This is a genomic window from Streptomyces sp. NPDC046909 (assembly GCF_040644695.1).
In the GTDB taxonomy this organism is placed as follows: Bacteria; Actinomycetota; Actinomycetes; order Streptomycetales; family Streptomycetaceae; genus Streptomyces.
In genome coordinates, this window is sequence record NZ_JBEYXC010000028.1 from 62,983 (window position 1) to 82,332 (window position 19,350).

The following is a 19,350-nucleotide window of genomic DNA, read 5'->3' on the forward strand; positions in this document are numbered from 1 at the left end:
ATTGCTTTGTCAATTGTCAGTGGCTGTCACTAGCCTCGAAGCATGACTAGTCAGACCACGCTCGACAAGACGGGGCCGGGGGACGACGCGACGTCCGCCCCGTCCGTGTCACCGGCCTCGGGGCTGCGCGGCCACCCTTGGTTCACCCTCATCACCGTCGCCGTCGGCGTCATGATGGTGGCCCTCGACGGCACCATCGTGGCGATCGCCAACCCGGCCATCCAGAAGGACCTCGGCGCCACCTTCGCCCAGGTCCAGTGGATCACCAACGGCTACTTCCTCGCCCTCGCGGTCTCCCTGATCACCGCGGGCAAGCTCGGTGACCGCTTCGGCCACCGGCAGACCTTCCTGATAGGCGTGGTCGGCTTCGCCGCCGCCTCCGGTGCGATCGGGCTGTCCGACAGCATCGCGTTCGTCGTCACCTTCCGGGTCTTCCAGGGCCTGTTCGGCGCGCTGCTGATGCCGGCCGCGCTCGGTCTGCTGCGGGCGACCTTCCCGGCCGAGAAGCTGAACATGGCCATCGGTATCTGGGGCATGGTCATCGGCGCCTCCACGGCGGGCGGCCCGATCCTCGGCGGTGTGCTCGTGGAGCACGTCAACTGGCAGTCGGTGTTCTTCATCAACGTGCCGGTCGGCATCCTCGCCCTGGTCCTGGGCGTGCTGATCCTCCTGGACCACCGCGCGGAGAACGCCCCGCGCTCCTTCGACCTGCTGGGCATCGCGCTGCTGTCGGGTGCGATGTTCTGCCTGGTCTGGGCCCTGATCAAGGCTCCGGAGTGGGGCTGGGGCGCCGGTCAGACGTGGACCTTCATCGCCGCGTCGGTGCTGGGCTTCGGGCTCTTCGCCTTCTGGGAGACGAAGGTCAAGGAGCCGCTGATCCCGCTGGGCCTGTTCCGCTCGGTCCCGCTCTCCGCGGGCGTGGTCCTGATGGTCCTGATGGCCATCGCCTTCATGGGCGGCCTGTTCTTCGTGACGTTCTACCTCCAGAACGTGCACGGCATGAGCCCGATCGACGCGGGCCTCCACCTGCTTCCCCTCACCGGCATGATGATCGTCGGCTCCCCGCTCGCGGGCGTGGCGATCACCAAGCTGGGCCCGCGCATCCCGCTGGCCGGCGGTATGGCGGCCACCGCGATCGCCATGTACGGCATGTCCACGCTGGAGAGGGACACGGGCAGCGCCGTGATGTCCCTGTGGTTCGCGCTGCTGGGCCTCGGTCTGGCGCCCGTCATGGTCGGCGCGACCGAGGTCATCGTCGGCAACGCGCCGCTGGAGCTCTCCGGAGTCGCCGGTGGCCTTCAGCAGGCGGCGATGCAGATCGGCGGCAGCCTCGGCACCGCCGTCCTGGGTGCCGTGATGGCGTCCAAGGTCGACAGCGACCTCGCCGGCAACTGGAAGGACGCGGGCCTTCCGCCGCTCACCGCGGCGCAGCAGGCCCAGGCCTCCGAGGCCGTCCAGGTCGGCGTCCCGCCGATCGGCAAGGGCACGCCGGCGGAGGTCGCCGCGAAGATCACGGATGTCGCGCACGACACCTTCATCTCCGGCATGAGCCTGGCGTCCCTGGTCGCCGCGGGCGTGGCGGCGGTGGCGGTCCTGGTCGCGCTGCTCACCAAGCGCGGGGCGAACGCGGAGTCGGGCGCGGGCGTGGGCCACATCTGACGCGCGGTCAGGGCGAAGTCCCCTATCAGGGTGAAGAGGCTAAAGATTCCTCGCCCCCGGTACGCGCCGCAGGTCACAGTTAGTCAAGCCCTCCGCACGGCACGGAATATGCCGGACGAGGGTGACCGGCGCTGCGGCGCGCTGCCGGAGGGGGGCGGCGCGCCGCAAGGCCGAAGGATTGAACCCCGAACCAGGGGTACCCGCCCACCAGAGCCCAATCTGCCTAAGGGTTCAGGGAGTTGTTGACGATGGCGGGCTTCGGACACCGCACGCGCAGGTACCCCCGCTCACGTGGCCGGACGTGGTCACGGACCGGGCCGGATCGCGCGACCCTGGGAATCATCGGCGTCATCTGCGCGATCGCGGGCTTCTTCGTGCTGGGGATTCTCCTCGGCCCCCTTGCGATCGTCGCGGGCTGGCTGGCCATGGGCCGCCGGTGGGCGGGTGGCCGCCCGGTGACGGCCCTGGTGGCCGTGGTCCTGGGTGCCATCGACACCATCGCCGCGTTGATGTGGCTGATGTGAGGGGCGGGACCCCCGGTTGATGGGCCGGGGGTCCACCTCAAGGGCCGACCGACTGTTGTTCCTGAAGGGCGGCCACCTGCGCCCGTAGCGCCCGTACCTCCTCCGTGAGGGCCACGATCGCCTCGGTCTGCCGGCGTTCCTCCACGTCGTCCTTCTCGAAACGGGCGATGAACCAGGCGGCGATGTTCGCGGTCACGACGCCGAGGAGCGCGATGCCCGAGAGCATGAGCCCGACGGCGATCATGCGGCCCAGGCCGGTGGTCGGGGCGTGGTCGCCGTAGCCCACGGTCGTCATCGTGGTGAACGACCACCACACCGCGTCACCCAGCGTGCGGATGTTCCCGTCGGGGGAGTCCCGTTCCACGGACAGGACCGCGAGGGAGCCGAACATCAGCAACCCGACCACCGCGCCCGCGACATACGTCGTCAGCCGGATCTGCGAGGCCATCCGCGCCCTGCGCTGCACCAACAGCAGCGTGGCGACCAGCCGCAGCAGCCGCAGCGGCTGGAGGAGGGGCAGTACCACCGCCCCCAGGTCGAGCCAGTGTCGTCGTACGAACTCCCGACGATCCCGCGAGACCGACAGCCGTACGACGTAGTCGACGGCGAACGCCCCCCACACCACCCACTCGACACCCGTGCACAGGGCCGTCAGTTCATGGCCGGCCGAGTCGTCCACGATCGGCACGGCATAGGCGACGGCGAACAGCACCGCGAGCCCCATCAGTGGCCGCTGGGTCAGGTGTTCCCAACGGTCCTGCGCCGATTGTTCCTTCATGACCGCATCGTAAAGAAGCAGTAAGGGCGGTGGGACCGAGAGGCCCCACCGCCCTTCACACACCTACAGCGCTACAGCCTCACGCGTCTCCGCCCGCCGCACCCGGATCCGCCGCCGCGACGTCCAGGAGCTGGTAGCGGTCGATCGCCTGCTTCAGCACCGACCGGTCCACCTTCCCCTCCTTCGCCAGCTCCGTCAGCACGCCCACCACGATCGACTGCGCGTCGATGTGGAAGAAGCGGCGAGCCGCGCCACGCGTGTCCGCGAACCCGAATCCGTCGGCGCCCAGCGACTGGTACGTCCCCGGCACCCACCGCGCGATCTGGTCCGGCACCGCCCGCATCCAGTCGGACACCGCGACGAACGGCCCCTGCGCACCGGACAGCTTCCGCGTCACGTACGGCACCCGCTGCTCCTCCTCGGGGTGCAGCAGGTTGTGCCGCTCGACGTCGACCGCCTCGCGCCGCAGCTCGTTCCAGGAGGTCGCCGACCAGACGTCCGCCTTGACGTTCCACTCCTCGGCGAGGATCTTCTGCGCCTCGACCGCCCACGGCACCGCGACACCGGACGCGATGATCTGCGCCGGGATCGAGCCCGAAGTGCCCTCGCTGTAGCGGTGGATGCCCTTGAGGATGCCCTCGACGTCCACGTTCTCCGGCTCGGCCGGGTGCTGGATCGGCTCGTTGTAGACGGTGAGGTAGTAGAAGACGTCCTCGGCCTCGGGCCCGTACATCCGGCGCAGACCGTCCTGCACGATGTGCGCGATCTCGAACCCGTACGCCGGGTCGTACGCCACACAGCCGGGGTTGGTGGAAGCCAGCAGCTGCGAGTGGCCGTCCGCGTGCTGCAACCCCTCACCGGTCAGCGTCGTACGCCCCGCGGTCGCACCCAGTACGAAACCGCGCGCCAACTGGTCCGACATCTGCCAGAACTGGTCACCGGTGCGCTGGAACCCGAACATCGAGTAGAAGACGTACACCGGGATCAACGGCTCGCCGTGCGTGGCGTACGCCGATCCCGCCGCGATCAGCGAGGCCGTGCAGCCCGCCTCCGAGATGCCGTCGTGCAGCATCTGGCCGGTCGGCGACTCCTTGTACGCGAGCAGCAGATCGCGGTCGACCGCCTCGTACTGCTGACCGAGCGGGTTGTAGATCTTCGCGCTCGGGAAGAACGAGTCCATGCCGAACGTCCGGTACTCGTCCGGCGCGATCAGCACGAACCGCTTGCCGAGCTCCTTGTCCCGCATGAGGTCCTTGAGGAGCCGGACAAAGGCCATGGTCGTCGCGATCGACTGCTGGCCCGAGCCCTTCTTCACGGTCGCGTACGTCTTGTCGTCCGGCAGCGCGAGCGGCTTGGCACGGACCACGCGCGTGGGGACGTAACCGCCGAGCGAGTTGCGGCGGTCGTGCATGTACTGGATCTCTTCCGAGTTCCGGCCCGGGTGGTAGTACGGCGGCGCGCCGGACTCCAGCTCCTGGTCGGTGATCGGGATGTGCAGCCGGTCGCGGAAGCCCTTGAGGTCGTCGACCGTCAGCTTCTTCATCTGGTGCGTGGCGTTGCGGCCCTCGAAGTTCGGGCCCAGCGTCCAGCCCTTGACCGTCTTGGCGAGGATCACCGTCGGCTGGCCCTTGTGCGCCTTGGCCGCCGCGAACGCCGCGAAGATCTTCTTGTGGTCGTGACCGCCACGGCCCAGGTGCAGGATCTGGTCGTCGGTCATGTTCTCGACCATCGCGCGCAGCCGGTGGTCGTCCCCGAAGAAGTGCTCGCGGATGTAGGCCCCGGACTCGGTGGCGTACGTCTGGTACTGGCCGTCCGGCGTGGTGTTCATCCGGTTGACGAGCACACCGTCGCGGTCCTGCGCGAGCAGCGGGTCCCAGGAGCGGTCCCAGACCAGCTTCACGACGTTCCAGCCGGCGCCCCGGAAGACCGACTCCAGCTCCTGGATGACCTTGCCGTTGCCGCGCACCGGCCCGTCGAGGCGCTGGAGGTTGCAGTTGACGACGAAGGTCAGGTTGTCGAGGCCCTCGCGCGCGGCGATGGTCAGCTGGCCGAGCGACTCCGGCTCGTCCATCTCGCCGTCGCCGAGGAACGCCCACACATGCGACTTCGAGGTGTCGGCGATCCCGCGCGCGTGCATGTAGCGGTTCATCCGCGCCTGGTAGATCGCGCCGATCGGACCGAGGCCCATCGACACGGTCGGGAACTCCCAGAAGTCCGGCATGAGCCGCGGGTGCGGATACGAGGACAGCCCGTACGGCGCCTTCGACTTCTCCTGGCGGAACGCGTCGAGGTTCTGCTCGCTGAGCCGGTCCAGGAGGAACGCGCGCGCGTAGATGCCCGGGGAGGCGTGGCCCTGGAAGAAGACCTGGTCGCCGCCGTCGCCCTCGTCCTTGCCGCGGAAGAAGTGGTTGAAGCCCACGTCGTAGAGCGAGGCCGAGGAGGCGAAGGTGGCGATGTGGCCGCCGACCCCGATGCCGGGCCGCTGGGCGCGGGAGACCATCACCGCGGCGTTCCAGCGGGTCGCGTTGAGGACCTTGCGCTCGATCTCCTCGTTGCCCGGGAAGAACGGCTCGTCCTTGGTGGCGATCGTGTTGACGTAGTCCGTGCTGCGCATCTCGGGCACGGCGACGCGCTTCTCGCGGGCCCGCTCGATCAGCCGCAGCATCAGATAGCGGGCCCGCTCCCGGCCGCGCTCGTCGACGGCGGCGTCAAGGGAGTCGAGCCACTCCTGGGTCTCCTCGGGATCGAAGTCAGGAACCTGACTCGGAAGGCCGCCAATGATGATCGGATTGCGATCGGATCCGGAAGCCACGCTGTTCCTTCGCTGTCAGAGGGCTGTTCTCGGTGGGGTTTCGATGGGTATCGCGGGATGCCTGCACCGTTCCCCATCGTGTACCTCGGGGAGGCAAACGTCATCTCTACCCGTTGGTAACCCATGCTGTTCCTGGGCTTATCGAGCCTCCCTCCGGTTCCCAAAGCCGCAAAGGGGGCAGAAAGGTGTGGTGTAGGTCACTTGTGGCAGGAATCGCGTGCCTGGAGTTGCGGTGACACGGCCAGGAACGTCACCGTTTCGGCGGTCTGAACGGCCGGGTACTTGCGCGATCCGTCCCGCCCGTGTGGACTACGGCCAATGCTTCGCGCACGCGCGTGGCTGAGTTATTCCCCAAGACATGATCAGGAGGCAACCCGTGAGCGCGACCGCGGACCACGCGGAGGAGCGGACGAACCCTGCCGCAAGGCTGGGGTTCCAGCCCGAGCAGGTGGTCCAGGAGATCGGCTACGACGACGACGTCGACCAGGAGCTCCGCGAGTCCATCGAAGAAGTCATCGGCAGTGAGCTGATGGACGAGGAATACGACGACGTCGCGGACGCAGTGGTGCTGTGGTTCCGCGACGACGACGGCGACCTCACCGACGTACTGGTGGACGCCACCACGTACATCGAGGAGGGCGGCTCGATCCTGCTGCTGACGCCGAAGACCGGACGCGACGGCTACGTCGAGCCCAGCGACATCTCCGAAGCCGCGACGACGGCGGGGCTCTCGGCCTCCAAGAGCGTCAGCGTCGGCAAGGACTGGAGCGGCAGCCGGCTGGTGACGCCGAAGGCAGCCAAGTCCAAGCGGTGACCCTCCGCTGAGCACTACCGGACGGGCTGAGTTCCGCTCAGCCCGTCCGTCGGTCTGTCGTGATCACTGCGTAGGGTGTTCTCACCCGAACAGTCCACCCGAGAGGGATTCACGACGATGGCGATCCAGGTCGGCGAAAAGGCCCCCGACTTCGAGCTCAAGGACAACCACGGCGCGACCGTCAAGCTGTCCGACTTCCGCGGCAGCAAGAATGTCGTCCTGCTCTTCTACCCCTTCGCCTTCACCGGGGTGTGCACCGGCGAGCTCTGCGAGCTGCGCGACAACCTCCCCCAGTTCTCCGACCGCGACACCCAGCTGCTCGCCGTCTCCAACGACTCCATCCACACCCTGCGCGTCTTCGCCGAGCAGGAGGGCCTGGAGTACCCGCTGCTCAGCGACTTCTGGCCGCACGGCGAGGTCTCCCGCGCGTACGGCGTCTTCGCCGAGGACAAGGGCTGCGCGGTGCGCGGCACCTTCGTCATCGACAAGGAGGGCGTGGTGCGCTGGACCGTCGTCAACGCGCTGCCCGACGCCCGTGACCTGAACGAGTACGTGAAGGCCCTCGACGCCATCTGAGTCGGGGACACCCTGTGATTGTTGGGTTCCAAGCCCTGCGTAGGGCGGGAACCCGTCACTAGGATCGACTCGTTGATCCGGTATCAAACGCATGGCGGGGCTCCCCGCCCCTGGACACCAATGGAGGACTCGTGGGAGTCAGCCTCAGCAAGGGCGGCAACGTATCGCTGACCAAGGAGGCCCCGGGCCTGACCGCGGTCATCATCGGTCTGGGCTGGGACGTCCGCACCACGACCGGCACCGACTTCGACCTGGACGCCAGCGCCCTGCTGCTGGACGCCTCGGGCAAGGTCAGCAGCGACGCGAACTTCGTCTTCTTCAACAACCTCAAGAGCCCCGACGGCTCGGTCGAGCACACCGGTGACAACATCACCGGTGAGGGCGAGGGCGACGACGAGCAGATCAAGGTCAACCTCGCGGCCGTCCCGGCCGACATCGAGAAGATCGTGTTCCCGGTCTCGATCTACGACGCCGAGAACCGCCAGCAGTCCTTCGGCCAGGTCCGCAACGCGTTCATCCGCGTCGTGAACCAGGCCGGCGAGGCGGAGATCGCCCGCTACGACCTCTCCGAGGACGCGTCCACCGAGACCGCGATGGTCTTCGGCGAGCTGTACCGGCACGGCGCGGAGTGGAAGTTCCGCGCCATCGGCCAGGGCTACGCCTCGGGCCTGCGCGGCATCGCGCAGGACTTCGGCGTCAACGTCTGAGCCGTCCGTCAGGCATGAGCCGGGCATGACCCAGGCGTGAGCCACCCCGTCCGGCGCCGCACGGTTTACGTGTGGCGCCGGACGCGCAGGACCACCGACAGGAACAGCAGCACTACGGGGAGGGACCAGCACATGGGCGTCACGCTCGCCAAGGGAGGCAATGTCTCCCTGTCCAAGGCCGCGCCGAACCTCACACAGGTGATGATCGGGCTGGGCTGGGACGCACGCTCCACCACCGGAGCCGACTTCGACCTCGACGCCAGCGCGCTGCTCTGCGGCGCCGGCAACCGGGTCCTGGGCGACGAGTGGTTCATCTTCTACAACCAGCTCAAGAGCCCCGACGGCTCGGTGGAGCACACCGGCGACAACCTCACCGGTGAGGGTGACGGCGACGACGAGTCGATCCTGATCAACCTCCCCCAGGTGCCGGCCCACTGCGAGAAGATCGTCTTCCCCGTCTCGATCCATGACGCGGACAACCGGGGCCAGACCTTCGGGCAGGTCAGCAATGCCTTCATCCGCGTGGTGAACCAGGCCGACGGCCAGGAACTCGCCCGCTACGACCTCTCGGAGGACGCCTCCACCGAAACCGCGATGATCTTCGGCGAGGTCTACCGCTACGCGGGCGAATGGAAGTTCCGCGCGGTGGGCCAGGGGTACGCGTCGGGGCTGCGGGGCATCGCCCTGGACTTCGGGGTCAATGTCTCGTAACGCCTTATGAGCAAAACCCGGTCCCCGCCGGGCGCCGACGGGGGCCGGACTAGACTTCGGCTTCAAAGTCTTCGTAAAGCCGAGTACGGCGCGGGGGAGCCCCGTACACAAGGATTGGGTAGCCAGTGGTTCTGAAAACCTTCGGCTGGTCGTTCGCGATCACCGCGCTCGGCCTGGTCGCAGCGGTCTTGTACGGGGGGTGGGAGGCCTTCGGCATCGTCGCGATCCTCTCCATCCTGGAGATCTCGCTGTCCTTCGACAACGCGGTGGTCAACGCCGGGATCCTGAAGAAGATGAGTGCCTTCTGGCAGAAGATCTTCCTCACGATCGGCGTGCTCATCGCCGTGTTCGGCATGCGGCTGGTCTTCCCGGTCGTGATCGTCGCCATCAGCGCCAAGATGGGCCCGATCGAGGCGGTCGACCTCGCGCTCAACAACAAGGACCATTACCAGGAGCTCGTCACCGACGCCCACCCGGCGATCGCCGCGTTCGGTGGCATGTTCCTGCTGATGATCTTCCTGGACTTCATCTTCGAGGACCGCGACATCCAGTGGCTGCGCTGGATCGAGCGCCCGCTCGCCAAGCTCGGCAAGGTCGACATGCTGTCGGTCTGCATCGCGCTGGTCGTCCTGCTCATCACCGCCTTCACCTTCGCCACCCACGCCCACCAGCACGGCGGCACACACGTCGACAAGGCACAGACCGTCCTGATCTCCGGTATCGCCGGTCTGATCACCTACATGATCGTCGGCGGTCTCTCCGGCTACTTCGAGGACAAGCTGGAGGAAGAGGAGGAGCGGGAGCACGAGGAGGAGGAAGAGGCCGCGCGCACGGGCAAGAAGAAGCCCGCCGTCGTCCTCGCCGGCCAGGCCGCGTTCTTCATGTTCCTCTACCTCGAGGTCCTCGACGCGTCCTTCTCCTTCGACGGTGTCATCGGCGCCTTCGCCATCACCAACGACATCGTGCTGATGGCCCTCGGCCTCGGTATCGGCGCCATGTACGTCCGGTCGCTGACGGTCTACCTGGTCCGCCAGGGCACCCTCGACGACTACGTCTACCTGGAGCACGGCGCGCACTACGCGATCGGCGCGCTGGCCGTGATCCTCATGGTCACCATCCAGTACGAGATCCACGAGATCATCACCGGCATGGTCGGTGTGATCCTGATCGGCTGGTCCTTCTGGTCCTCGGTGCGCCGCAACAGGGCGCTCGCGGCGGCCGAGGGAAAAGCGGAGGGCTCGGACGAGAAGGCTGAGGTCTCCGTCTAGTACGCGGTTCTCCCGTAGTACTTGGTTCTCGTAGTACTCGGTTCTCCCGTCGGGTGTGACAGCCCTCCGGGTGAGGAACGCTCTGAGCGGGGCGGCGTCGACTCCTCGACGCCGCCCCGCCGGTCTTTGACGTACTGCATCTACACCTGAGTGAACGTGGGGCGGGAACATGGGCTTCTTGGACGGACTCTGGCGCGGACGCGCGGCCGAGTTCGACTCGGGCAACGCGGCGACCAACTCGATCGAGCTGACCAAACGGCACGACCGGGTCTCCCTCAGCAAACAGGGCGCGGAGACGGGCCACCTCCGCATCAACCTGGCCTGGCGGATGCGGACCTCCGACATCGGCGGCTCACAGCGGGAGTCGCTGCTGCGGCACCCCTTCAAGGCGCTCAAGCCGCCCGAGGTCATCGGACACAGCCAGAGCATGGTCAACGTCGACCTCGACCTCGGGTGCCTGTACGAGCTGACCGACGGCTCCAAGGGGGTCGTACAGCCGCTGGGCGGGTTCTTCGGGGACGTGAACTCGGCGCCGTACGTGAAGCTCAGCGGGGACGACCGGTTCGGGTCGGCGTCCGGGGAGACGATCTACGTCAACCTCGACCACCGGGAGTCGATCAAGCGGATCCTGGTGTTCGTCTACATCTACGACCAGACCCCGGCGTTCGACCGCACGCACGCGATCGTGACCCTGTACCCCAGCAACGGGCCGCGCATCGAGATAGGCCTCGACGAACGTCATCCGCAGGCACGGTCCTGCGCCGTCGTGATGATCGAGAACATCAAGGGGGAGATCGTCGTGCGGCGCGAGGTGAAGTTCGTCTACGGCTTCCAGGCCGAGCTGGACCGGTTGTACGGGTGGGGGTTGCAGTGGGGGCGGGGATACAAGACGAAGGCTGACCGCTAGGAGCGGATGAACTGAGGCCCCTGCGGAGGCAGCCGGAAATCCGGGTCCAGGGCCGGGGCCGCCGCCGCCGGCTGCGGGTAGCCGTACGACGGCTGGCTCGTCGGCTGGGGATAGCCGTAGGCCGGCTGGGTCGGCGGCGGGGACTGGGGGTAGCCGTAGGACGGCTGGGACGGTACGGCCGTCGGCTGCTCCGGAGGGAGCGGTACGGACGGCTCGGGCGCCGGGGCCGGCTCCTCCGGCTGGGCCGAGTCGTCGATCAGGATGCCGTAGTCGCCGGCCAGGCCCTCCAGGCCGTTCGAGTAGCCCTCGCCCAGGGCGCGGAACTTCCAGCCCTCGCCGCGGCGGTACAGCTCGCCCAGGATGAGGGCCGTCTCCTTGCCGGTCTGCGGCTTGACGTCGAAGTAGGCCAGCGGCTCGCCGTCGGGGGCCTTGCCGTCGTACAGCGAAATACGCAGCGCCCGTACGCGGTCGAAGGTGACGCCGTCCGCCGAAGCGACCAGGAGAATCTGCCCGACGCCGGGCTCGACACCGGTGAGATCTGTCTGGATCGTGTCGGTGAGGCCGTCGGCGACCCGCTTCTTGCCGATGAGCCTGACCTTCCCGGAGGGGTGCCGGGGCTGGTTGTAGAAGACGAAGTCCTCGTCGGAGCGCACACGACCGTCGGGGCCGAGGAGCAGCGCCGAGGCGTCGACATCCGTGTCCCCCTGCCCGGGCGTCCAGCGCACCACGGCGCGCACCGTGGTGACCTCCAGCGGGACGTTCGACCCCTTCAGCATCGCGTGCGTCATGCGGTCATCCTGCCCTCTCGGTCCTGGTCACGACAATGCGGGGGTACCGGTTCCGTGGTCGGATCCGACCCGGTCGTGCCCACCTGCGTTACCTGAAGTTCATGCCCGATGGGAACCCCTGACATGGGTTTGTACGTACTATTACCGGCCACCTGTGAACCGTTCACAGGAGGCTCAGCCGCCACGGGGGAGTTATATGCGTCATTTCGGGCACATCGCCTCTGAGGTGCGTCAGCGCCTCTTCCACCAGGAGCCGTGCGAGTTCGACGCCGACTCCCCGGCCCGGCTGCTCTCCGCGGCCCTGGGCGCCACGCTGTACAGCCCGGCCACCCGGCCGCGGCTCGCCGACGACGTGCTGAAACAGGTCGGGCGTGGCGTGGTCTCGATGGTGCTGTGCCTGGAGGACTCGATCGGTGACGAGGACGTCGTGGAGGGCGAGGAGAACCTCGTACGACAGTTCACCGACCTCGCCGACCGGGCGGTGACCGAGCTTCCGCTGCTCTTCATCCGGGTCCGCCACCCCGAACAGATCCCCGACCTCGTACAGCGCCTCGGGCCCGCCGTCCGGCTGCTGTCCGGATTCGTGTTCCCGAAGTTCACCGAGGAACGCGGCATCCCCTTCCTGGAGGCCCTCTCCGGCGCCGAGGCGGCGAGCGGCCGCCGGCTGTTCGGCATGCCCGTCCTGGAGACGCCCGAGCTGATGTACCGGGAGTCCCGCGTGGACGCCCTGGAGGGCATCGCCCGCGCCGTCGACAAGTACCGCGACCGCGTCCTCGCGCTGCGTCTCGGCGTCACCGACTTCTGCTCCTCGTACGGGCTGCGCAGAGCGCCCGACATGACCGCCTACGACGTCCAGATCGTCGCCTCCGTGATCGCCGACGTGGTGAACATGCTCGGCCGGGCCGACGGCACCGGCTTCACGGTCACCGGCCCGGTCTGGGAGTACTTCCGCGTCCAGGAGCGCATGTTCAAGCCGCAGCTGCGCCGCAGCCCCTTCCTGGAGGGCCAGGCCGAGGAACTGCGCGAGGCCCTCATCGAGCACTCCATGGACGGACTGCTGCGGGAGATTACGCTTGATCAGGCGAACGGATTGATGGGCAAGACCTGCATCCATCCCTCGCACGTCCTGCCCGTGCACGCCCTGTCTGTGGTCAGTCACGAGGAGTTCAGTGACGCACAGGACATCCTCCGGCCCGAGCGGGGCGGCGGAGGCGTACTGCGGTCGCAGTACACGAACAAGATGAACGAGGTGAAGCCGCACCGGGCCTGGGCCGAGCGCACCATGCTGCGCGCCGAGGTGTTCGGGGTGGCCAACGAGGACATCGGCTTCGTGGAACTGCTCGCCGCCGGAATCCCGGACTGAGTCACAGAGCTGACTGAGCCGGGTCGACACAAGGGACGCATGATCAACGCAGTGAACAACGGGGTACCGGGCGAGGTCTGGTCCGGCACCTGGGTCGCCGAGCGGCTCGGGGTCGAACTCCTGGGCGACGACACCCTGACCGACCTCCTCGGCCTGGCCCTCCGCCGCAACCCCAAGCGAGCCCACCTCCTCGTCTCCAACGTCCTCGGCAAGCACGTCCCTCAGTCACCCTCCGTGGTGTACGGCTACGGCTTCGCACTGGGCCGCCGGGTACGGGACCTGCTGGGCACGGAGGAGGCGGGGCGGGCGGTAGTGCTCGGTTACGCCGAGACCGCGACGGGCCTCGGCCACTCCGTCGCCGACGGCGTGGGCCTGGCCCCCTACCTCCACTCCACCCGCCGCCCGGTACCCGGCGTGGCCCCGGCGGGCGGCTTCGAGGAGTCCCACAGCCACGCCACCTCGCATCTGCTCCTCCCTGAGGACCCGGCCCTGCTGGTGGGCGACGGCCCGCTGGTCCTGGTCGACGACGAGTTCTCGACCGGCAACACGGTCCTGAACACGATCAGGGACCTGCACGAGCGGTACCCGAGGGGCCGGTACGTGGTGGTGGCGCTGGTGGACATGCGCTCAGAGGCGGACGCGGGGCGGCTGGAGGCATTCGCGCGGCAGCTGGGCGCGAGGGTGGACCTGGTGGCAGCGGCGTCAGGGACGGTGAGCCTGCCGGAGGGGGTCCTGGAGAAAGGGCAGGACCTTGTAGCGAGGTTCGAGGTGGCCAACCTAGGGGCGCGGGGAACTGCGCGATCAACCCCCACACCCCCGCACCCGACCCACAAGCGTGTCGACCTGTTCTGGCCCCACGGCCTCCCCGACGGCGGCCGCCACGGCTTCACCCCCCAGCACCGCATACGCCTGGACAACGCACTCCCCGCGATGGCAGCACGTCTTGCCGAGGCACTGCCGCAAGGCGCCCGCCGCATACACATCCTCGGCTTCGAAGAGCTCATGTACGCCCCGCTCAGACTCGCCCGCGAGCTGGAGCAGATCATCGACGCCGAGGTGCGGTACTCCACGACCACCAGGTCGCCTGTCCTGGCTGTGGACGACCCGGGCTATGCGATACGCACCCGCATCGCCTTCCCGGCCCACGACAATCCCGCGGACGGCCCCGGCGAGCGCTACGCCTACAACATCGCCGGCGCCGATTTCGACGCGATCGTCGCCGTCGTCGACTCCGCCGCGGACACCTCCGAACTGCACGCACCAGACGGTCTGTTGGCCCAGCTGGCCGAACATGCCCCGCACATCACACTCGCGGTCGTCCCCTCGTACGTCCCCGAAAGGCCCGCCATGCTGCCCGAGCCCCTCCGCGGCCCCGCCTTCTCCTCGTACGCCCCGGAAGAGGTCGGCTGGCTGCTCCAGGACCTCTCGGACGTGACCCTGGAGGCTCCGACCGAGGAGCGCGAGGAGGCCATCCAGAGCGGCGGCGCGCACTACGCGGAGTCGCTGCCGGTCGAGTACCAGCCGAGCGAGCAGTACCAGCGGCTCTTCCACACCGCGCTGGACGCGTCGGCGGCGCGGCTCGCGCAAGCCGTGGGCGCGGTCACCGAGATCGTCCTCGCCGAACGCTCCCCCCGCCCGGTCCTCGTCTCCCTCGCCCGCGCCGGCACCCCCGTCGGCGTCCTGATGCGCCGCTGGGCGCAGTTCCGCCACGGGCTCGACCTCCCGCACTACGCCGTCTCGATCGTCCGAGGCCGCGGCATCGACGCCAACGCGCTCCGCTGGCTCGCCGCCCACCACGACCCGGCCGACGTCGTGTTCGTCGACGGCTGGACCGGCAAGGGCGCGATCACCCGCGAACTCGCCGACGCCATCAAGGAGTTCGAGGCCTCCGACGGCATCACCGGCTTCGACCCGGAGATCGCCGTACTGGCCGACCCGGGCTCGTGCGTCGAGACGTACGGCACCCGCGAGGACTTCCTGATCCCCTCCGCGTGCCTCAACTCCACGGTCTCCGGCCTGATTTCACGGACCGTCCTGCGCGCGGACCTCGTCGGCCCCAACGACTTCCACGGCGCCAAGTTCTACCGCGAACTCGCCGGCGCCGATGTCTCCGTGGACTTCCTCGACGCCGTCGCCGCCACCTTCCCGGAGGTCGTGGACGCGGTGGACGCCCAGACCAAGGAACTGCTCTCCGGCGACCGCACCCCGACCTGGGAGGGCTGGGCGGCCGTCGAGCGCATCAGCGAGGAGTACGGCATCCACGACGTCAACCTCGTCAAGCCGGGCGTCGGCGAGACGACTCGCGTCCTGCTGCGCCGCGTGCCCTGGAAGATCCTCGCGCGGGCCGGAGCGGGCCCCGACCTGGACCACGTACGTCTGTTGGCCGAGCAGAGAGGTGTCCCGGTGGAAGAGGTCGACGAACTCCCGTACACCTGCGTGGGGTTGATCCACCCCAAGTACACGCGGGGCGCGACGGGCGCCGACGGCAAGGCGGTGGCGGTCTGATGCCGGTTCTCGTCGCGAGCGACCTCGACCGTACGCTGATCTACTCCTCCGCCGCCCTCGCGCTGACCATGCCGGACGCGCGGGCGCCCCGGCTGCTCTGCGTCGAGGTCCACGAGAGCAAGCCGCTGTCGTACATGACGGAGACGGCCGCCGCCCTGCTCGCCGAACTCGGCGACACGGCGGTGTTCGTGCCGACGACCACCCGGACCCGCAAGCAGTACCAGCGCATCAACCTCCCCGGCCCCGCGCCGACTTACGCGATCTGCGCCAACGGCGGGCACCTCCTCGTCGACGGCGTCTCGGACGCCGACTGGCACGCGCGCGTACAGGCCCGTCTCGCCGACGAGTGCGCGCCGCTGGACGAGGTCCGCGAGCACCTCATGCGGACCGCCGACCCGGTGTGGGTACGCAAGCACCGCGTCGCCGAGGACCTCTTCGCCTACCTCGTCGTCGAGCGTGAACTCCTCCCCGAGGACTGGGTGAAGGAACTCGCGGTGTGGGCCGAGAACCTCGGCTGGACGGTCTCCCTCCAGGGCCGCAAGATCTACGCCGTCCCCAAGCCGCTCACCAAGAGCGCCGCCATGCACGAGGTCGCCCGCCGCACCGGCGCGGACCTGACCGTCGCGGCCGGCGACTCCCTCCTCGACGCCGACCTCCTCCTCGCCGCGGACCAGGGCTGGCGCCCGGGACACGGCGAACTGGCCGACGAGGGCTTCACCGCCCCGACGATCACCGCCCTGCCGGAACGGGGCGTGGTGGCGGGGGAGCGGATCCTGCGGGAGTTCCTCAGGACGGTTCGGACGCCTCGGTAGCGGTAGACGTGGGTCGCCGCCGCAGTCGTACGGCCATGAAGGTGACGACCGCCAGTGCGGCGACCACGAGGACGACCTTCGAGTACGCGGACACCAGGTCCGTCACCTGGGTCCAGTTGGCGCCGAGCGCATAGCCCGCGAGCACGAACGCGGTGTTCCACAGCGCGCTGCCCAGGGTGGTGAGCGTGAGGAACACCCGCAGGGGCATGCGCTCGACGCCGGCCGGGACCGAGACGAGGCTGCGGAAGACCGGGATCATCCGGCCGAAGAACACCGCCTTCGTGCCGTGCCGCAGGAACCACGCCTCGGTCTTCTCGATGTCGCTCACCTTCACCAGCGGCAGCCGGGCCGCGATCGCGACGATGCGCTCACGGCCGAGGAGCGCGCCGACGCCGTACAGGGCGAGCGCGCCGATCACCGAACCGGCGGTGGTCCACAGCAGGACGGCGAGCAGGCTGAGGCGGCCGGTGCTCGCCGCGAATCCCGCGAGCGGCAGGATGACCTCGCTCGGCAGCGGCGGGAAGAGGTTCTCCAGGGCGATGGCCAGACCGGCGCCGGGCGCGCCGAGTGTGTCCATGAGCCCGTTGATCCACTGCGGTGCGGCTGTCATGCCGGTCACCGTAGGAAACCGCACCTGAAGGCTTCCTGAAACGGCTGTCCGTCAGCCGCAGCAGCCCCCGCCGCAGCAACCTCCGCCCGCCTGGGGCGCGGGGGCGGCGGAGGCGCTCGCCGTACCTCCGACCGCCACCGTCGACAGCAGCTTCACCGTGTCCTCGTGCCCGGCGGGGCAGGACGCCGGGTCGGAGGACTGGGCCATGGGCCGGCTGACTTCGAAGGTGTCGCCGCAGGTCCGGCAGCGGTAGTCATAGCGAGGCATGCAGACAGATTAGCCGTCAGTGCGGCGCGGCCCCCCGCTCCTCCCGGATCTGCCCCACCACCCGCGCCACCGTCTGCCGCACCGCCTCCGTCTCCGTCAGGAAGTGCCAGTAGTCCGGGTGCCGGCCTTCCAGCGTGCCGATCGCGCGCTCCAGGCGGGCCACCGAGTCGTCGAGGGGGCGGGCATGGCGCGGGTCGGGGGTGCTGCGGCCCGACATGGCCAGCCGCTGCGCGTCCCGGATCGCGAAGCGCGTGCGGTCGATCTCCTGCTGCGGGTCCTTCTGTACGGCGTTCAGGCGCCGCAGCCGGTCGCCGGCCGCCGAGACCGCCTCGTCGGTGGTGTTCAGCAGGGCCCGTACGGTCGACAGCAGCGCCGTCGCGTCCGGCCAGCGCTGGGCCTCGCGCGCGGCCCGGGCCTCGGTCAGCTTCCGCTCGGCCTGGCGGACGTTCTCCTCGGCCTGCCCCGGCACCTGCTGGAGGTCCTGCCAGCAGGCCGCGGAGAAACGCCGCCGCAGCTCGCTCAGGACCGGTTCGACCTGGCCCGCGCGCGTGGTGAGGGCCTGGGCGCGGGTGCGCAGGGAGACGAGCCGGTGATCGATCTCGGCCGCCTTCTCGGGCAGCCGCTCCGACTCGACCCGGACCGCCTCGGCCTCCCGCGCGACCCGCTCGGCGCGCTCCAGGGTCTGCGGGACACCATGCGCCCCCGCGCCCTGGTTCAGCTTGGTCAGCTCGGGCCCGAGGGCGGCGAGCCGGGCGGCGAGGTCGTCCGCCGTCAGCCCCGACTGCCGTACCGCGTCAAGGGCGTTGGACGCGGCCAGCAGCCCCTGCCGGGCCCGCTCGACGGCGGGGGCGAGCCGGGCCAGCTGGGTCTCGGCCTTGCCGAGCAGCGGCCCGAGACTGTCCCCGAAGCGGTCCAGCTCCCGCTTGACGTCGGTCAGCTCGTCCTTGGCCTTGCTGAGCTCCGTACGCGCGCGTACGGCGACCGAGGCCTCCAGGTCGTCCCGGTCGAGGTCATGGGCGTCGACGGCCTCGATGTACCGGTGGCTCGCCTCGTCGATGCGCCGGCCGATCGCCTCGAAGTCGGCGACCGCGCGCCGGGCGGCGGGGGAGTCGTCGACCGCGGTGATCGTCTCTATCGAGATCCGCAGATCGCGCTGGGCGGTGTCCAGCTCGTAGAACGCGGCCGCCGCGGCGTCCTTCGCGGCCTGCGCCTCGGCCCGCTGGCTCTCCGAGCGGCCCCCGAACCAGCGCCGGGTGCCACCGCCGGCGAACGCGGCCGGCAGCGCGAGGGCCACGGCCAGCGGCAGCGCGACGAGGGTGAGTGTGTCGCGCAGCGCATGACGCGCGCGCGGCTCCGACGGCGAGTACGGCTGCGCTGGTGTCGCCGTCACATCCCTCTCCCGTGCTGTGTCCGACCTGGCCCGGTGTCATTCTCCCACCGGTTAAGGACGAACACACGGGCCCGTTAGTTCGCGGTCCGGACTGTGACTTTGCCGTCGCCGGTACGGGCGTCGATCACATGCGAGCTGGAGTCGGCCCGCGGCACGGACACATCCACCCCGCCGTCCCCGGTCTGAGTCGTCACCTTGTACGTCCCCTCGGGCACGGCTATCGTCACCGACCCGTCGCCGCTCCTGGACTCCACCCGGTCCGGCACGGCGCCCAGTTGGAGATGGACCGACCCGTCCCCGGTCTCGGTGGTCACGTCCCGAGAGGTGACCTCGGCCCGCACGGACCCGTCCCCCGTCCTCAGCTCCAGCGGCCCGCTGGAGTCGGTCACATGCACCGACCCGTCCCCCGTACGAATGCTCAGCGCGTCCTCGAACCCCTCGGCCCGCACGCTCCCGTCCCCGTCCTCGACCTTCACGCTGACCCCGCGCGGCACCTCGATCCGGTGCTTGGCGGCGCAGTCCGCGACCACACCACTGCACTTCATCCGCAGCTTCAGCGTGTCGCCCTCCATCGACCACGTCACCTTCGGGTCCTTGCCGAGAGCGACCGTCCCCTCGAACCACCGGGTCACCTCGATCCGCCCCGCCTCGTTGTCATCGGCGGCCACGATCTCCAGCGCCGAGTCGTCGGAATCGACGGTCAGCGTCTTCCCCCGCAACGCGAACGACCGCTGCTCCGGATCCTTGTCGTCCCCGGCGGACGCCCCACAGGCACTGACCCCCGCGATGAGCACGACGGCCCCGACGGCGAGGACCACGCGGGCGGTGGCGGAACGGGTCATGTGAATCTCCCCCTGAG

Annotated in this window: 18 protein-coding genes; 11 read left to right on the forward strand and 7 right to left on the reverse strand. The window is 69.2% G+C overall.

The genetic code is table 11. The annotated features are described in order from the left end of the window. The first annotated feature begins 42 nt into the window (after window positions 1-42). Window positions 43-1,659, forward strand: a complete 1,617-nt coding sequence (locus ABZ928_RS50180; protein ID WP_361535929.1) for an MFS transporter — start codon at window positions 43-45, stop codon at window positions 1,657-1,659. Between the two features lie 248 nt (window positions 1,660-1,907). After that, on the forward strand, window positions 1,908-2,183 hold the full coding sequence (locus ABZ928_RS50185; RefSeq protein WP_361535931.1) for a small hydrophobic protein: 276 nt from the start codon (window positions 1,908-1,910) through the stop codon (window positions 2,181-2,183). A 37-nt stretch (window positions 2,184-2,220) separates the two neighbouring features. Here the strand turns inward: ABZ928_RS50185 and ABZ928_RS50190 are convergent, their stop codons facing one another. Together ABZ928_RS50190 and aceE are read right to left on the reverse strand one after the other, a co-directional pair. Then, window positions 2,221-2,961, reverse strand: coding sequence for an ion channel (locus ABZ928_RS50190; protein WP_361535933.1), 741 nt, complete (start codon window positions 2,959-2,961; stop codon window positions 2,221-2,223). 79 nt (window positions 2,962-3,040) lie between these two features. Next, window positions 3,041-5,773 (reverse strand): pyruvate dehydrogenase (acetyl-transferring), homodimeric type, encoded by a 2,733-nt coding sequence (gene aceE / locus ABZ928_RS50195; protein ID WP_361535935.1) that lies wholly within the window; start codon window positions 5,771-5,773, stop codon window positions 3,041-3,043. 376 nt (window positions 5,774-6,149) lie between these two features. On the opposite strand from aceE, the gene ABZ928_RS50200 reads away from it, so the two are divergent. The 6 genes from ABZ928_RS50200 (at window position 6,150) to ABZ928_RS50225 (ending at window position 10,756) form a co-directional block, all read left to right on the forward strand. Beyond that, window positions 6,150-6,587, forward strand: coding sequence for a DUF3052 domain-containing protein (locus ABZ928_RS50200; protein ID WP_046259140.1), 438 nt, complete (start codon window positions 6,150-6,152; stop codon window positions 6,585-6,587). A 117-nt stretch (window positions 6,588-6,704) separates the two neighbouring features. Further along, a complete protein-coding gene (locus ABZ928_RS50205) occupies window positions 6,705-7,163 on the forward strand; it encodes a peroxiredoxin (protein WP_361535937.1) in 459 nt (152 codons plus the stop codon). 131 nt (window positions 7,164-7,294) lie between these two features. Beyond that, window positions 7,295-7,870 (forward strand): calcium homeostasis/redox stress adaptation protein, encoded by a 576-nt coding sequence (locus ABZ928_RS50210; RefSeq protein ID WP_361535939.1) that lies wholly within the window; start codon window positions 7,295-7,297, stop codon window positions 7,868-7,870. 132 nt (window positions 7,871-8,002) lie between these two features. After that, on the forward strand, window positions 8,003-8,581 hold the full coding sequence (locus ABZ928_RS50215; RefSeq protein ID WP_361535941.1) for a TerD family protein: 579 nt from the start codon (window positions 8,003-8,005) through the stop codon (window positions 8,579-8,581). Between the two features lie 125 nt (window positions 8,582-8,706). Further along, a complete protein-coding gene (locus tag ABZ928_RS50220; protein WP_361535942.1) occupies window positions 8,707-9,849 on the forward strand; it encodes a DUF475 domain-containing protein in 1,143 nt (380 codons plus the stop codon). A 169-nt stretch (window positions 9,850-10,018) separates the two neighbouring features. Beyond that, on the forward strand, window positions 10,019-10,756 hold the full coding sequence (locus tag ABZ928_RS50225) for a Tellurium resistance (RefSeq protein ID WP_361535943.1): 738 nt from the start codon (window positions 10,019-10,021) through the stop codon (window positions 10,754-10,756). Here the strand turns inward: ABZ928_RS50225 and ABZ928_RS50230 are convergent. Next, window positions 10,753-11,544, reverse strand: a complete 792-nt coding sequence (locus tag ABZ928_RS50230; protein WP_361535945.1) for a TerD family protein — start codon at window positions 11,542-11,544, stop codon at window positions 10,753-10,755. The two genes, ABZ928_RS50225 and ABZ928_RS50230, sit on opposite strands and share 4 nt — an antisense overlap. Before the next feature lie 196 nt (window positions 11,545-11,740). Here ABZ928_RS50230 and ABZ928_RS50235 point away from each other — a divergent pair, with 196 nt between their 5' ends. The 3 genes from ABZ928_RS50235 to ABZ928_RS50245 are packed head-to-tail and all read left to right on the forward strand — an operon-like array spanning window position 11,741 to window position 16,224. After that, entirely contained in the window at window positions 11,741-12,907 is a 1,167-nt protein-coding gene (locus tag ABZ928_RS50235; protein WP_361535947.1) for an HpcH/HpaI aldolase/citrate lyase family protein, read from the forward strand. A gap of 39 nt (window positions 12,908-12,946) precedes the next feature. Next, the gene (locus ABZ928_RS50240; protein WP_361535949.1) at window positions 12,947-15,412 is read left to right on the forward strand and encodes a phosphoribosyltransferase; all 2,466 of its coding nucleotides are present in this window, start codon (window positions 12,947-12,949) and stop codon (window positions 15,410-15,412) included. After that, entirely contained in the window at window positions 15,412-16,224 is an 813-nt protein-coding gene (locus ABZ928_RS50245) for an HAD family hydrolase (protein ID WP_361535951.1), read from the forward strand. The genes ABZ928_RS50240 and ABZ928_RS50245 overlap by 1 nt, the downstream gene beginning before the upstream one ends. Here ABZ928_RS50245 and ABZ928_RS50250 read toward each other — a convergent pair. The 4 genes from ABZ928_RS50250 to ABZ928_RS50265 form a co-directional block, all read right to left on the reverse strand. Continuing rightward, window positions 16,199-16,834: a DedA family protein gene (locus tag ABZ928_RS50250; RefSeq protein WP_361535953.1), complete on the reverse strand. Its 636-nt coding sequence runs from the start codon at window positions 16,832-16,834 to the stop codon at window positions 16,199-16,201. The genes ABZ928_RS50245 and ABZ928_RS50250 overlap by 26 nt on opposite strands. 51 nt (window positions 16,835-16,885) lie before the next feature. Then, window positions 16,886-17,101: a zinc ribbon domain-containing protein gene (locus tag ABZ928_RS50255; protein WP_361535955.1), complete on the reverse strand. Its 216-nt coding sequence runs from the start codon at window positions 17,099-17,101 to the stop codon at window positions 16,886-16,888. A gap of 16 nt (window positions 17,102-17,117) precedes the next feature. Continuing rightward, on the reverse strand, window positions 17,118-18,491 hold the full coding sequence (locus ABZ928_RS50260; protein WP_361535957.1) for a hypothetical protein: 1,374 nt from the start codon (window positions 18,489-18,491) through the stop codon (window positions 17,118-17,120). 74 nt (window positions 18,492-18,565) lie between these two features. Beyond that, on the reverse strand, window positions 18,566-19,333 hold the full coding sequence (locus ABZ928_RS50265) for a DUF4097 family beta strand repeat-containing protein (RefSeq protein WP_361535959.1): 768 nt from the start codon (window positions 19,331-19,333) through the stop codon (window positions 18,566-18,568). Between the last annotated feature and the right edge of the window lie 17 nt (window positions 19,334-19,350).